Genomic DNA, 15037 nt, shown 5'->3' on the forward strand with positions numbered 1-15037 from the left:
TCATCCTCCAAGAAACGATCGCGCAGAGATGCAGAGGGCGCAGGGTACGCAGAGAAAAATGCTGTTCTCTGCGTACTCTGCGTACTCTGCGCCCTCTGCTTCACTGCGTCATCAGGTCAACCGACCCTCTCATTACACTCCAGCCGGCGGCTCGGGCGCTGGCGGCGGTGGTGGGGAAGCCGGCGGCGGCGGAGGCGGCATATCGTCACCCATACTGGCCGCACTGGCCGCCGTCTTGAACGCATCGCGGAACGCGTCGGCGGCACGGTTGATGACGTCACCGACGGTCTCCGCGGCGGCCTTCGCCTTGTCGGCGTAGTAATCCTTCGCGTCGCGCAGATCATCGCGCAGCGGGCGCTCGGCTTCGGTGCCGCGGCGGATGTATTCACCGACGACAACGCGCGTGTAGTCGCCCGACTGCTGCCAACGCTGCAGTTCACCGGCGCGCACAGTGTGAAAGGGATGCTCGCGCAGTGCCGTATTGAGCGCCTTGATCACGCTGTCCCAGGCCGTGCCGCCTACTTCGTATTCGGCGGCCTGGGCGAGATAGGCGTCGAGGTCAATCGTGTCGCCGTAGGCGCGTCCGCCGGCCAGCTTGAGGAACGTCATGAGGCTGGCGCGCGGGTCCTGCGTGCCGAGCATGCCCGCACGGTCCGCCGAGAGTTCCGATTTGCGGTACCACTCGAGCAGCGCGAGCTGGAACGGCAGTAGCGCGATCGACGCCAGCAGCGGCAGCGCGCTCATGCCGAAGAAGAGTACGATCAGGGCGATCGTGCGGTACGTGGTGCGCCCGGTCATGATGTGCCCGAGCTGCTGTGCCAGAATGAAGCGCTGCTCCTCGGGCTCGAGCAACTCAAGCACGCCGGAGTTGACCACAATGAACGGTTGATCGAAACCGACCGCGCCGGCCGTGGCGATGGGGTTCTGCGCCACGTACAACTGCGGCATGGGCTGCCCGGCGTTTGGCCAGTCGAGTGCCTGAAGCGCCTCTTGATAGAGGGCGTATAGCGCAGGGCGCTGGGTCGGACCGACCAGGACGGCGTCGCCAAGGAAGAGATTGCGGACGCCGCGTTCGCCGAACACGCTGGCGATCTTGCGCACCACTTCGTCAAATCCAGGGAGGGCGCGCAGCGTCTGCAGGGCGGCTCGGTCGGCCGGATGTTCCCAAGTGACCGACGAGATCTGCGTAAGCGGTGTGGCGGGCATGATGAGGGGGCTGGAGACACCCTCCCTACGGCGGGAGGGTGCTCAAGTTCCACGCAGCGGCGAATCGGGATTAGATCCCTTCGAGCGCACCGTCGAGATCGGCGATCAGGTCCTCCGCGTCCTCGATGCCGCAGGACAGACGGACCATGCCGTCGTTCAGTCCCATGGCGATCTTGATGTCGGCCGGCACCGACCCGTGCGTCATGCTGAACGGGTGGTTGGTGAGACTCTCCACGCCGCCCAGCGACTCGGCCAGCGAGAACACCCGCACCCGCTCGAGGAATTTCCGGGCATTGTCGATGGTCTTGAGGTCGAGCGTCATCATGCCGCCGAACCCGCTCATCTGCTTCTTGGCGAGCTCGTGGTGCGGGTGGTGCGCGAGGCCCGGATAGATCACCCGGTCTTCGCCCAACCGCTCCAGCAGCCATGCGCCCACAGCGCGGCCATTGAGGTCGTGCTGCTTCATGCGGAGCGGGAGGGTCTTGGTACCGCGCAGGGCCAGCCACGCATCGAACGGGCCAGGGACGGCGCCGGCCGCGTTCAGGATGAATTGGAGCCGATCGGCCAGCTCATCCTCAAGAACGACCGCGAGCCCGCCGATCATATCAGAGTGACCGTTGATGTACTTCGTGGTCGAATGCCAGACGATGTCGGCGCCCAGCTCCAACGGACGCTGGAAGATCGGCGTCGCGAAGGTGTTGTCCACGATCAGTAGCGCCTGGTGTCGCTTGGCGATGTCGCTCATGGCGGCCAGGTCGGTGAGTCGCATAAGGGGGTTCGTCGGCGTCTCCACGAGCAGTGCTCGGGTTGACGACGTCATCGCATCAGCCACCCGCTGCGGATCATCCGTATCCACGTACGTGAACGACAAGCCGAAATGACGCAGGATTCGATCAAACAAACGGAACGTGCCACCGTACACGTTCTCCCCGCACACGATGTGATCACCGGCGCGGAACAGCTTCATGATCGAGTCGAGGCAGCCCATGCCGCTGCCGAACGCGAACCCGTGCGTACCGCCCTCGAGTGTCGCGACGTTCCGTTCGAGCGCCTGTCGGGTGGGATTCTTCCCGCGGGCGTATTCGTACCCCTTGTTGACGCCGATGCTTTCCTGCACGTAGGTGGACGTGAGGTAGAGCGGTGTCATGATGGCACCCGACACCGGGTCGGGGCGCTGGCCGGCGTGGATGGCGCGAGTGGCCATGCCACCCGTGAGGTCTTCGTCGTAAATGCGCGTCATGGGCTCCGTGTGGTCCGAGGCGAACTTGGGGCGGAAGCTACTGTCGTGACCGAGCGTCGGCGAGTCGTGCCATTCGGATTGCGTCGCGACGCGCGCCCTCGTCCCGTCGCACGGCAGCCGCAGGCCGTTGTCTGGCCCACACTGCCGCGCGATCCGAAGCCGGCGGCCTGATGCGCTTTGCCAGTGCACTCGCCGGCGCCGCGCGCCGCTGTCTGATCGTGGACGACGAAACGTCGATGCGCGCCGTGGTCCGTCGTCTCATGCAGGCCGAAGGTTTCGAATGCCTCGAAGCAAGCTGTGGCGCGGAGGCGCTCGAGATCCAAGCGGCGACCCCGTCGCCGTTGGTGCTTTCCGATTACCACATGCCGGGGATGGACGGCGCGCAGCTGCTGACGCAGATCCGCGCACGTTGGCCCGAGACCGCGGTGGTGATGATCACGGCCGTGTCCGATGTCGACCTGGCCGTACGGTGCCTCGACGCCGGCGCGCTCGACTACCTCACCAAACCCTTCGCGATCGAAGAGCTACGCGCTCGTGTCGTGCAGGCGCTCGAAAAGCGACGGTTGCTCATCGAAAATCAGTCGTATCGCTCTGAGCTCGAGGCGCGGGTCGCGCTGCAAGCACGCAAGTACGAGGAACTGTTTCTCGCCGCCCTGCAGTCGCTGGCGGAAGCGCTCGAAGTGAAGGACTCGTACACATGGGGACACTCCACGCGCGTGAGCCGGTACGCGATGGCGATCGCCCGTGAGCTGCATGTCGCGCCGGCCCTGCTAAACGAGCTCGAACTCGGCAGCCGCTTGCATGATATCGGCAAGATCGGCGTGCGTGAATCCGTGCTGAACAAGGCTGGTCCGCTCACCGATGCCGAGTACGCACACGTGATGGAGCACCCGGTGATCGGATGGCGACTGCTGGCACCTTTGCTGGGCGACATGCCGCACGCGCTGGCCGTGGTGCGCTCGCACCATGAACGATTCGACGGACACGGTACGCCCGACACCCTGCGTGGTCACGAGATCCCACTCGAGGCGCGCATCACGGCCGTCGCCGACTCGTTCGACGCCATGACGAGCGGCCGACCGTATCGCGATGGCATGCACGTCGAGGACGCGGTGATCGAACTCCGGCGCTGTGCCGGGTCGCAATTCGATCCGACGTGCGTGGCCGCCTTCGAGCGGGCACTGGCCACCGGTGCGATTCCGCGTCCCGATCGCAGCGTGCAGCGTCAAACCCGCATGCAAATCGTCGCTTAAGCGAGCACCAGCTGTCCGTCGCGGAGCTGGTGTATGGCGCTCGTGGCGCCATACGCCGCGACGCGAGGGCCGGTCGCGGTGTGCCATCGACCGGCTAGCATGGAGACATCGCCCGGTTCGAGGGCGGTCAGTACGTCGTCGGCGCTGCGCGGCGAGAGGAATGACACACGGGCGCCGGCCATCAGGGGGGCCGCCACGCACACCGCCAGTGCGTCCGGATCGCTGCACGGTAACAGCGACAACACGTGATCAACGGGCGTGAGCAGCAACTCCCTGACCGCCGCGCGTCCGGCGGAAATCAGGTCGCGATGGGTGTGCACTTCGCGCCGTCCCGAAGCGCCATAGACCACGACACACTCCTCGTGGCGGCCCTCCGCGGCCGTATCCCCTTCGAGCTCGAGTCCGTGGTGCGATCCCAGATCGACGTCATTCGTGCGACCCGGCACGACCACCTGCGCCTGACGCGGCGCATCGTCGAGCAGCACCACGGGCAGGCCCTCGGGCAGCCGGCTCACGAGCGTCCGGCGGGTGAACACCGCGCCCACCTCGGCGTCGGCGAGCTGCCACGCAATCTCCTCCGGCGTCGCGTCTATCCGGAGCAGCAGAGCGCCCCGTCCGTCGGACGCTGCGAGGGCCACCAGCAATTCGGGGCCGTCCGTGAGAAGGATCGCCGATCGCTTGCCGGCAAGCGCGCGCACCAGCGGGGCCGATCGCTGCAGGAGCGTGAGTCCGGCGGCCACCAGTTGCGACGCGTCAAACGGGCCGAGACGGCCGCCGCCGGCCGCGATGGCGAGCGGGAGGAGGGCAAGTGGATCGGACATGTCAGCAGAGAGTAGTGCACTGTGGGGGCGAGTGCCACGGCCGTAACGGGCGACCGTCCTGAATCGTCTATCGGCGGGATCCCGTGACGAACGGATGAATCCACATTCATGACCGTGTTGGCCGGAAGAGGATCTGCGTCTAGCTTGCGGGATTACCCGAAAACACGCCGATTTACCGAGGAGTAAGATGGCTTTCGAAGGGCTGATGGTGAGTGTGTCCGGTGTGCGCGGACGTGTCGGATATGGGCTGACTCCTGAAGTCGTGGCGACATTCGCCGCCGCCTTCGGCGCGTGGGCCTCGCGGCACGGTTCACGCACGATCGTCGTGGGGCGTGACAGTCGGGTCTCCGGACCGATGTTCACGCGCATCGTGCATGGTGCACTGGAGTCGGTTGGCTGCACCGTGATCGACATCGGCATGGCGCCCACTCCCACCATTCAGTTGGCTGTCGAACACCACCACGCGGCCGGCGGCCTTGGCATCACGGCGAGCCACAACCCGATCGAGTGGAACGCCCTCAAGTTCATTGGTTCCTCAGGGCTCTTCCTATCGGCTGACGAAGGCGCCGAAATGCGCGCCCTGATGGAGAGCGGCATTCCGCGAGCGACCTGGGACGCGCTCGGCGAGATCGTACACGACACGGAGGCCGTCCAGCGTCACATCGATCAGGTGCTGGCGCTGCCGTACCTCGATGTGGCCGGTATCCGGGCCCGTCGCTTCCGTGTCGCGCTCGATTGCTGCCGCGGCGCGGGGGGCGTCATCATGCCACAGCTCCTTACCGAGCTCGGCTGCGAGGTGTACGCGATCAACATGGAAGCCGACGGCCAGTTTCATCGTCCGCCGGAGCCGGTTGCGGAGAACCTCGGTGAGTTGGCCGCGCTCGTGAAGGCCACCGAAGCTGATATCGGGTTCGCGACGGACCCCGACGTGGATCGCCTCGCGCTCGTGCTCGACAACGGCATCGCACCGGGCGAGGACTACACGCTGGCCTTGGCGGCCCGCACCGTGCTCCGGCACCGACCGGGCCCGGTGGTGACCAACCTCTCCACGAGCAAGGTCGTGGCCGACGTGGCCCGCGACGCGGGCGTGCCCTTCCATTTCGCCAAAGTGGGCGAGGTGAACGTAGCGATGACCATGCGTGACCTGGGCGCGACGATCGGCGGCGAGGGCAATGGCGGCGTCATCCTTCCGGAAATGCATTTGGGACGGGATGCGCCGGTCGGCGCGGCGCTGTTGTTGCAATTGATGTTGGAGGAAGCTCGTCCGTTGTCGGAGGTGATCGCCGAGCGGCCGAAGTACGTGATCGTGAAGGACAAGCTGGATCGTCCGGAGGCACCGCTCGACGCCGTCTATGTGGCGCTGCGCGCCGCATTTCCGGACGCCGTGGCCGATACTCAAGATGGACTCCGGCTGGATTGGCCCGACCGCTGGGTGCACCTGCGCCCGTCGGGGACCGAACCAATCGTACGCGTGATTGCGGAAGGACCCACCGAGCAGGATGCGCGCACGTTGATCATGCAGGCCCGGGAGCCGCTGTCGGCTCTCGGATCACTCTAGACCTCGAACGACCATGTGCGGAATCGTCGGCTACGTTGGTGATCGGATCGCGACCCCCATGCTGCTCGAAGGGCTGAAGCGCCTCGAGTATCGTGGGTACGACTCGGCGGGCGTCGCCATCATGAACGGCAAGGGTGTCGAAACGCGCCGAGCCGCGGGCAAGATCTCGCGTCTCGAGGCGGCGATCGCCATCGATCCGCCGCAGGGCACGATGGGTATCGCCCACACGCGTTGGGCCACGCATGGTCCGCCAACGGAAGTCAATGCGCACCCGCACGCGAGCCAGAACGGCAAGATCGCGGTGGTGCACAATGGCATCATCGAGAACGCCACGGCGCTCAAAGCCGGGCTGGAAGCTCGCGGATTCGTGTTCAAGTCGGACACCGATACCGAAGTGCTCGCCCACCTCATCGAGGCGGCCTATGCCGGCAACCTCGAAGCGGCCGTGATCGAAGCGCTGCGCCAGTGCGATGGCACCTACGGTCTCGCCGCCATCACGAGTGACGAGAAAGACAAGATCGTGGCCGCGCGAAAGGGCAGCCCGCTGTTGATCGGTGTCGGCGAAAACGAATACTTCATTGCATCCGACGCCTCGGCGATTCTGGCACACACGCGCAACGTTGTCTACCTCGACGACGGCGACATCGCCGTCGTGACGCGCGACGGCTACAAGGTGATGGACCTCGATTCGGCGATTCGCGACAAGCCCGTCACGCGTATCGAGTGGGATCTGCAGCAGATCGAGCGTGGTGGCTATCCGCACTTCATGCTCAAGGAGATCTTCGAGCAGCCAACCACAGTGGAGAACACCATGCGTGGTCGCCTCATTCTCGAGGAAGGCTTCTCGAAGCTCGGTGGTCTGAACATTTCGAAGGAAGACCTGCTCAAGGTCGACAACATCATCATCACCGCGTGCGGCACGAGTTGGCACTCCGCGCTCATCGGCGAGATGATGATCGAAGAGCTGTGCCGCATCCCCGTGGAAGTGGAGTACGCGTCGGAGTTCCGCTATCGCAATCCGATCGTGACGCCGACCACGCTGTGCATCGTCATCTCGCAGTCGGGCGAAACGGCGGACACGCTCGCCGCCATGCGCGAAGCGAAGCGTCGCGGTGCCCGCACCCTCGGACTCGTGAACGTGGTCGGTTCCACGATCGCGCGCGAAGATGACGGCGGTATCTATCTGCACGCCGGCCCGGAAATCGGTGTGGCGTCGACCAAGGCGTTCACCAGCCAGGTCGTGGCGTTGGCCCTGTTCACGCTCAAGCTCGCGCGCCTCAAGAATCTGAGTGTGGCACGTGGTCGCGAGATCGCACAGGCCTTGGCCGACCTCCCGGCGCAGATCCAATCCATTCTGGATCGCGCTCCGGAAATCGAAGAACTCGCCGAAGAATTCAAGCGCGCGTCCAATTTCCTGTACCTCGGCCGCGGCTACAATTTCCCGGCGGCGCTCGAAGGCGCGCTCAAGCTCAAGGAAATTTCCTACATCCACGCCGAAGGCTACCCGGCGGCCGAGATGAAGCACGGCCCCATCGCGCTCATCGACGAGATGATGCCGGTGGTCTGCATCGCGCCGCATGATGCGGTGTTCGACAAGATCACGTCGAACATCCAGGAGGTGAAGGCGCGCAAGGGCAAGATCATCGCGATCACCACGCGCGAAGAGCCGTCGCTGGCCGGCAAGCTCGATTACGAGTTCCGCATCCCTGAAACGGTCGACCTGCTCACACCGATCCTGGCCAGCGTCCCGCTGCAGCTGCTGGCCTACTACATCGCCGTCAAGCGTGGCTGCAACGTCGACCAGCCGCGTAACCTCGCCAAGTCGGTGACGGTCGAGTAACCGTTTCGGATACCCCCCACGGGCGCTTAGCTTTCGGGATGACTGACGCTGTCTCCCCCGAAGTTGCCGCTGAGCGCCTCGCACACGAAATCTCCCGTCGCCGGACGTTTGCGATCATTTCGCATCCCGACGCCGGCAAGACCACGCTCACCGAAAAGCTGCTGCTGTACGGCGGCGCCATCCACCTGGCCGGCTCAGTCAAGGCGCGGCGTGCCACGCGGCACGCCACGTCCGACTGGATGAAGCTGGAGCAGGAGCGTGGTATCTCGGTGACCAGCTCCGTGCTGCAGTTCGAGTACCTGGGGTATCAGCTCAATCTGCTGGATACGCCGGGTCACGAAGACTTCTCGGAAGACACCTATCGCACGCTGGTCGCCGCCGACTGCGCCATCATGCTGCTCGACAACCGCCGCGGTGTGGAAGAGCGCACGCGGCAGCTGTTCGAGGTGTGCAAGCGGCGTCGCACGCCGATCTTCACGCTCGTGAACAAGTGCGACCGCCACGGCGAAGATCCGCTCAAGCTCATTCAGGACGTCGAGGCCGATCTCGGCATCGACTGCTTCGCCGCCACGTGGCCGGTGTTCGACAATGACATCTTCGTGGGCGTCTATGATCGCCTCAAGCGCGAGGTGCACCTGTTCGAGCGCAGTGGCGACCGCGGTGCCACCCGTGCCGATGACACGATCGTGAGCATCGACGACGTCGCACTGATCGAGACGATGGGCGAGAGTGCATTCGATCGCCTCATGACCGACATCGATCTGCTCGATGCCGCTGGCCACACCTACGATCACGACCGCGTCATCGACGGCTCGCTCACGCCGGTGTTCTTCGGCTCGGCGCTGACGAACTTCGGCATCGAGCCGTTTCTGCGCGAGTTTCTCGAGCTGGCCCCGGCGCCCGGACCGCGCGAAACGAATACCGGCAACGTGGAACCGGAGAGCACCGATTTCACTGGCTTCGTGTTCAAGATCCAGGCGAACATGGATCCGAAGCACCGCGATCGCGTGGCATTCGTGCGCATCGTGTCCGGCCACTTCGAAGCGAACATGCAGGTGCTGCATCAGCGCAGTGGAAAGCCGATTCGCTTGGCCGCGCCGCAGCAGTTCATGGCGCGCGATCGCGTCAGCATCGACGAGGCGTGGCCCGGCGACGTGATCGGCATCATGGACCGAGGCAACCTGCGAATCGGTGACACGCTCGGTGGCGACGGCAAGCTGGAGTTCCAGGGCATCCCGCGCTTCCCACCCGAGCACTTCGCCCGCGCCATTCCGGCCGATCCGCTCAAGCGCAAGCAGTTCGACAGCGGGCTGCGTCAGCTCACGGAGGAGGGTGCCGCACAGGTGTTCTTCGCCGAGACGTCGGCCGGCTCACAGCCCATCGTGGGCGCCGTGGGGCAGCTGCAGTTCGACGTCATGGCCTTCCGCCTCGAGCACGAGTACGCGGCCCCCTGCAAGTTCGAAAAAATGACGTACCGCTGGCCGCGGTGGATCACGGGCCCGAAGGCCGATGTGGAGCGGGTGGCCACGGGGCAGGGGCGGCTCAAGCTGTTCGACCACAAGGGCCATGTGGTCGTGCTCTTCTCGGATGCTTGGGCGCTTCGCCGCGCGCTGCAGCACGAAACGAGCGTCGTGTTCCACGAAACGGCCCCCTGACCACGGTTGGGCGCGATGTGGCCGCGGTCGCACGCGGTGTGATATCACACCGGAAGTAAGCGCAGTGGCGCACGTGTGAACAGCAAACGGAAGTGCCGCTTCGGATATCATCGAAGCGGCACTTCCGTTTGTCGTTCACACGTTCATGTCCAAACAGCTTCCGCTCTGAAATCACACCAGAAGCCACCGTGGCGCCTACTCCGGCGGAGCCGCCACCGGCGCCGGCGGGGCAACCACTTCGATCTGACGGCCAACGTGGCCGATCACGAACCCGCCGTCTTCCGACGACGTGAAGTAGATCCGCAGGCAGGTGAGCGGGTTCGCGCCCTTGCGCAGCTGGTCGGCGCATTCGATCTCGCGCTCGCCGTCGCGGAAGATGTACGGCGTCTTCCGACTTCCGTCGGACGGTCCCGGTGAAAAATCCACGCCGAGGTCGGTGAAGACTTCGCCGAGCGGGCGACCGAGGGCACGATCCTGACGACGACGGCCGACTTCACCGAGCGCCTTCAGATACGACCAAGCCGTGTCGGGGTCGGGGAACGACGACTCGCGCGAGGAAGAGAAGGCCGACGGGAGCAGGCGGAGCGCATCCGAGTACAGCGCCTGCGCGCGCTCGACCGCTTCGAGCACGGACTGCGGAGCATCGCTGGCCGGCTTCGAGATCGGCTGGCGCTCCTTGTGGGCGGCCAGCGTGGTCCGGAGGGCACGGGCCGAGGCACGCTCGGCTTCGAGCTGCTCGCGTGCCTCTACGAGGCGTTCGCGGGTGCGGGACAGCTCACCCTCGGCGGCACGCACGGCGTCCTCGTACTGGCGAACCAGCGAGATCAGCTGGCCCTTGTCCATTTCGACGCCCGACTCGGCGGCCGCGAGGGCCTCCGTGGCGTCGGGGCGCTTGCCGTACGATGACGCCCGCTGATCGCGGAGCGTGTCCACGATGGCCGGGTCGGAGAACGGTCGCTGCACCGACACTTCGGCCAGGCGCTGGACCAACCGGCGACGTTCGCCAGGAAGAGCCAGCGCACGCGCCAGAACGAGCGGGTGCTGGAATGGATCGGATTCGAGCGTGAAGCCAGGCAGGTACGCACGGGCCGATCCGAGAAACACACTGCGCGCGTGACCGCCCACGGCGTCAGAGAGTGCGAACGTATCGGAGTGCCGCAGCATGAAACAGAGGCCCAATCCGAACATCTCGGCGGCGAACTGCTCGGGTGGCAGCACGTAGCCGCCATCGGGCAATTCCGTGAGCAGCAGCACCGGCATCGTGCGGGCCGGATCGCAGAGAACGAAGCGCACGAAGGCGTCGAGCGTGCCTGCTTCGAGCTGCGTCGGAATCCGCTGGAGCGGGCCGTCGTTCGACACGAGCGTGAACTGCGTGTCGAGCTCGGAGAGCAATCGCGGCGGGCGGACCGGCGGCGGCGCGCCATTGCTGAGGCCTCCTTCGGTTCCGACGCGGATGTTCACCTGACGGTGAACCGACCCGCTCGTATTCGTGGTCACCACGTACGTGACGTGGGTGGACCATTGCAGTGAGCGGTCGAGTGGATCGGGCGCGTGCACCACGATGTCGGCCAATGCCGTGCCGCCTTCGCGGTACGGTGCCCACCGGAGGATTCGTCCGCCATCGAGCGTGTGATTGGAGGGCGTTTCCCAGCTTAACTGCTGGCCCTGATCAAGTCCGAGCCACGCAACACACGCGGCCAGAAAGGCAGAGTCGGCGTCTGTCGCGGCAGAGCGCGGCGTCAGATCAAAGTGTAGCGCAAGTCGTGGTTGCACGGTCGTCATGATTGACATTTTCCTGTTGCACTTCCGAGAATCGGAGTGCAATGCCAGACTTTCGCGCTATGCGAATTCTTCTTCAGCGTGTGAGCAAGGCCGAAGTTCGTATCCGGCCGAATGATCTCGAGGCGGGATCGAGAGTCTCCGGGCGCATCCAGTCTGGTTATCTGCTGTTGGTGGGGTTCACGCACACTGACACCGACGCGGAACTCCGGTGGATGGCCGACAAGATCGTTGGCCTTCGCCTCTTTGCAGACACCAACGGGAAACTTAATCACGATCTCGCCGAGAGCGCAGGTGAGCTCTTGGTCGTATCGCAGTTCACGCTGTACGCCGATGTCAGAAAGGGAAAGCGTCCAAGCTTCGTCGACGCCGCCCGACCGGAAACCGCTATCACACTATATAACCAATTCGTGATGCTTTTGCGCCAGCACGAAATAGTTGTTCATACAGGGGAGTTCGGCGCCACGATGGACGTCGAGCTGGTAAATGATGGGCCGGTCACGATCTGGCTTGAACGCGAGGCGGTAAGCGCGTCTGCCTGAGCGGACTCGATTCGCTGTAAGCTTGGCCACGATTTCGGTCGCCGTAGGTGTCACGTTTGCTTGACAGCCGCCGCTCGCCCCGCGGACCCGCAGCTTCCCAATGCAGCCGCGTGACGACCATCACGGCTACGGCATGCCACCCGAACATGTGGCATTTGCCATGCCATGCCGTGCCATGCCACGGCACGCTTGACCGCGAGATCTTTGGGCGAGCGGCTACCGCTGCGCGTCGACCCGCGTCAGCGCCTGTTCCAGATCCGCGATAATGTCGGCAGCATGTTCGAGACCGACGCTCACCCGAATCAGTCCATCGGTAATGCCGACGGCTGCGCGCTCTGCCGGCGTCAGTTTTGAGTGTGTCGTCGACGCCGGATGCGTCACGATCGTGCGTGTATCGCCCAGGTTCGCGGAGTGCGACACCATCTGCACCGCGTCGAGGAACTGCCGTCCCGCGTCGAGGCCGCCCTTGACCTCCAGCACAACGATGCCGCCGCCCTGCGACATCTGGGCGCGGGCCAGATCGTGCTGCGGGTGCGACGGGAGAAACGGATACCGTACCGCCGACAACGCGGGATGTCCCTCGAAATGCTGCGCCAGCGCGAGCGCATTCGAACAGTGGCGGTCCATGCGTACCGCCAAGGTCTCCAGCGACTTCGACAGCAGCCACGCGTTGAACGCGCTCATCGCCGGGCCGGTATGCCGCGCGAAGAAGCGACAGTCGGCGATGTACGAGGCATCGCCGACGATCGCGCCGCCGAGCGCACGCCCCTGTCCGTCGATGTATTTCGTGGCCGAATGAATCACGACGTTGGCGCCGAGCGCGAGCGGACGCTGCAGATAGGGCGTGGCAAAACAGTTGTCGACCACCAGCGGAATTCCTCGCGCTGCCGCGAATTCGCCAAGCCAGCGCAGATCCAGCAATTCGAGCCCCGGGTTCGACGGCGTCTCGATGAAGATCAGCCTCGTGCTTGGACGAACCAGGCGCTCCCACGACGACGGATCCGACGCGTCGGCATAGTCGGACGCCACGCCCCACTTCGGCAGAATGCGCGTAAAGATTTGGTGGGTCGAGCCGAAGAGTGCACGCGACGCCAGCACGTGATCACCCGACGACACGCGCGACGCGATGGCGGTAAACACCGCCGACATGCCTGAGGAGGTGGCGATGCCATCGTCGCCGCCCTCGAGCAGACAGAGTTTGCGCACGAACTCGTCGGTGTTCGGATTCGCATACCGGCTGTAGATGTTGCCCGCGATCTCTTCCGTGAACAGCGCCCGCGCATGCTCGGCGTCGTCGAATCGGAAGCTCGACGTCAGATACAACGGGACGGAGTGCTCGCGTTCGGCCGAGATCGGCGTCTGCGTGCGGATGGCGAGCGTCTCGAAATGGGCCTGTTCGTCGGACATGCGCGTGTGGGATGCGAGGAGAATTGCGGTCGCCTAAACTTAGTCGCATGGCTTCCTCCGCTCCGCTCTCATCCGCTCCGGGAACCCGTCCTCGGGTGATTCTCGCGTCCCAGTCTCCGCGCCGTCGTGAGCTGCTCGCACTGATCGGCATCGCCCATGAGGTGCGCCCCGCCGACGTGGACGAATCGGTGCATCCCGACGAAGCGCCGGTGCCGCATTGCGAACGTCTGGCACGGGATAAGGCGCATACCTTGGCCGTACAGCATCCGGATGCCGTGGTCATCGGTTCCGATACGATCGTCGTGATCGACGGCGACATCCTGGGTAAACCCGGCGACCGGGCGGAGGCGATCGCTATGATCACCCGGCTGAGCGGCCGTACCCACACGGTGTTCACGGCCGTGGCGGTCGCCCACGGCGGCGTGACGCTGTCCGGGGTCGAGTCGGTGTCGGTGACCTTCCGGCCCCTCGACGCCGAGCAGATCGCCGCGTACGTGGACACTGGTGAGCCGATGGACAAGGCCGGTGCATACGGCATTCAAGGCTTCGGTGCCACCAACGTCGAGCGCATCGACGGCGACTACTTCGCCGTTATGGGACTCCCGCTGGGCCGTATGGTCGGACTGCTGCGAGATCTGGGGTTCAGCTACGCTTTCGGCCCACTCACGGTCGCTGACAGCGGGGCGCGATAGCGTTCCTGCCACCGCGTGAGCATGGCCCGTACGTCGTCCACCGTTATGCGCTGCATCCGGTCGAGGCGGTACGTCATATCGAGGGGATACGCCTCACCAGGATCGCCGTAGGCATCGATCATCAGATCGCGCGAGAAATCGTACGGTCCGACCCGCTTGGGGTTGGTGTACCCGAGCAGCGAGATCACGGGTGTGCGCAACGCCACGGCCAGATGCAACGGGCCGGTGTCCGGGGAGAGCGCGACCGCCGCTCCGTCGAGAATCGCCGCGAGCCGACGCAGGCCGCTGCCGAGGGCTGAGTGCGCCATCGGCGCGTCGCGCAGGATGATCGATTCGGCCGCCACCTCGCGAGGGGAGCGCCCGCCCACGAGCACCGGCTGCAGCCCGAATTCGTTCCACAGCAGGTGACACACGGCGGCCCAGCGCTCGGGCATCCAGTCTTTGGCTTCTTTACTGGTGGCCACGACAATGGGCGCGATCGGCCGATCGAACTGCGCATGGAAGTCGCGCTGCCACGCCCGCTCTTCGTCGTTCCACGGGCCCAACGTCCACTGCGGCGCGCCGTGCGGTACGCCGAGTGCATCGATGAACTCGAAGTACTGATCCTGCACATGCTGGCCGGCGTGCGGCGGTATGCGATGGGTCGTGAACAACCAGTTGGCGTCGCGTGCGCGTTCGCGATCGAAGCCCAGTTTCACCGGTGCGTTCGCGAAACTCGTGATGAGGCCCGCCTTGAAGTACACCTGCAGGGCCAGCACGACGTCGAAGCGACGGGATGCGAGTTCGCGACGGGTGTCGAGGAACGCCTTCCACCCCTTCGAGCGATCGAAGAGCACGATGTCGTCGACCATCGCGTGTCCGCGTACCAGCGTGGCCGGTCCCGGCTGCAGCACCCACGTGATGCGCGACGCGGGAGAATGCGCCTTGATCGCGTGAATGATCGGCATCACGTGCACGGCGTCCCCGACCGCACTCATCATCACGATGCACACGCGATCGAGTGTGAAGGGCGGCAGGGGCGGGGTCGTGGAGGCAGCGGTCACG

Annotated in this window: 12 protein-coding genes; 6 read left to right on the plus strand and 6 right to left on the minus strand. The window is 65.1% G+C overall.

From position 1 onward, the window contains the following. Positions 1–132: 132 nt before the first annotated feature. Both HKW67_RS02325 and HKW67_RS02330 read right to left on the minus strand, forming a co-directional pair. Complete coding sequence (locus HKW67_RS02325) at positions 133–1206, minus strand: M48 family metallopeptidase (RefSeq protein WP_171223866.1); 1074 nt, start codon at positions 1204–1206, stop codon at positions 133–135. A gap of 70 nt (positions 1207–1276) precedes the next feature. Beyond that, positions 1277–2446 carry a trans-sulfuration enzyme family protein gene (locus HKW67_RS02330; RefSeq protein WP_171223867.1) on the minus strand — a complete coding sequence of 390 codons (1170 nt, stop codon included), beginning with the start codon at positions 2444–2446 and terminating at the stop codon, positions 1277–1279. Between the two features lie 170 nt (positions 2447–2616). Between HKW67_RS02330 and HKW67_RS02335 the strand changes: the two genes are divergently transcribed. Next, positions 2617–3699, plus strand: coding sequence for an HD domain-containing phosphohydrolase (locus HKW67_RS02335; RefSeq protein WP_171223868.1), 1083 nt, complete (start codon positions 2617–2619; stop codon positions 3697–3699). Here the strand turns inward: HKW67_RS02335 and HKW67_RS02340 are convergent. Next, positions 3696–4520 carry an AMP-binding protein gene (locus HKW67_RS02340; RefSeq protein WP_171223869.1) on the minus strand — a complete coding sequence of 275 codons (825 nt, stop codon included), beginning with the start codon at positions 4518–4520 and terminating at the stop codon, positions 3696–3698. The two genes, HKW67_RS02335 and HKW67_RS02340, sit on opposite strands and share 4 nt — an antisense overlap. 187 nt (positions 4521–4707) lie before the next feature. Here HKW67_RS02340 and glmM point away from each other — a divergent pair, with 187 nt between their 5' ends. Genes glmM through HKW67_RS02355 form a run of 3 tightly spaced genes read left to right on the plus strand, consistent with a single transcriptional unit; the run spans position 4708 to position 9573 of the window. After that, complete coding sequence (glmM, locus tag HKW67_RS02345) at positions 4708–6078, plus strand: phosphoglucosamine mutase (protein WP_171223870.1); 1371 nt, start codon at positions 4708–4710, stop codon at positions 6076–6078. Positions 6079–6091: 13 nt separating this feature from the next. Beyond that, complete coding sequence (gene glmS, locus HKW67_RS02350; RefSeq protein WP_171223871.1) at positions 6092–7918, plus strand: glutamine--fructose-6-phosphate transaminase (isomerizing); 1827 nt, start codon at positions 6092–6094, stop codon at positions 7916–7918. A gap of 38 nt (positions 7919–7956) precedes the next feature. After that, positions 7957–9573 carry a peptide chain release factor 3 gene (locus HKW67_RS02355; protein ID WP_171223872.1) on the plus strand — a complete coding sequence of 539 codons (1617 nt, stop codon included), beginning with the start codon at positions 7957–7959 and terminating at the stop codon, positions 9571–9573. 195 nt (positions 9574–9768) lie between these two features. On the opposite strand, the gene HKW67_RS02360 is transcribed toward HKW67_RS02355, so the two are convergent. Then, positions 9769–11355: a hypothetical protein gene (locus tag HKW67_RS02360; protein ID WP_171223873.1), complete on the minus strand. Its 1587-nt coding sequence runs from the start codon at positions 11353–11355 to the stop codon at positions 9769–9771. Between the two features lie 59 nt (positions 11356–11414). Between HKW67_RS02360 and dtd the strand changes: the two genes are divergently transcribed. Beyond that, positions 11415–11894, plus strand: a complete 480-nt coding sequence (gene dtd / locus HKW67_RS02365; RefSeq protein ID WP_171223874.1) for a D-aminoacyl-tRNA deacylase — start codon at positions 11415–11417, stop codon at positions 11892–11894. Positions 11895–12110: 216 nt separating this feature from the next. Here the strand turns inward: dtd and HKW67_RS02370 are convergent, their stop codons facing one another. Then, positions 12111–13301: a trans-sulfuration enzyme family protein gene (locus tag HKW67_RS02370; protein WP_171223875.1), complete on the minus strand. Its 1191-nt coding sequence runs from the start codon at positions 13299–13301 to the stop codon at positions 12111–12113. 47 nt (positions 13302–13348) lie between these two features. On the opposite strand from HKW67_RS02370, the gene HKW67_RS02375 reads away from it, so the two are divergent. Continuing rightward, positions 13349–13993, plus strand: a complete 645-nt coding sequence (locus tag HKW67_RS02375; protein ID WP_171223876.1) for a Maf family protein — start codon at positions 13349–13351, stop codon at positions 13991–13993. Here HKW67_RS02375 and HKW67_RS02380 read toward each other — a convergent pair. Beyond that, positions 13948–15036: a glycosyltransferase family 9 protein gene (locus tag HKW67_RS02380; protein WP_171223877.1), complete on the minus strand. Its 1089-nt coding sequence runs from the start codon at positions 15034–15036 to the stop codon at positions 13948–13950. The two genes, HKW67_RS02375 and HKW67_RS02380, sit on opposite strands and share 46 nt — an antisense overlap. Between the last annotated feature and the right edge of the window lies 1 nt (position 15037).

It is taken from the genome of Gemmatimonas groenlandica (assembly GCF_013004105.1).
GTDB classification, from domain to species: Bacteria; Gemmatimonadota; Gemmatimonadetes; order Gemmatimonadales; family Gemmatimonadaceae; genus Gemmatimonas; species Gemmatimonas groenlandica.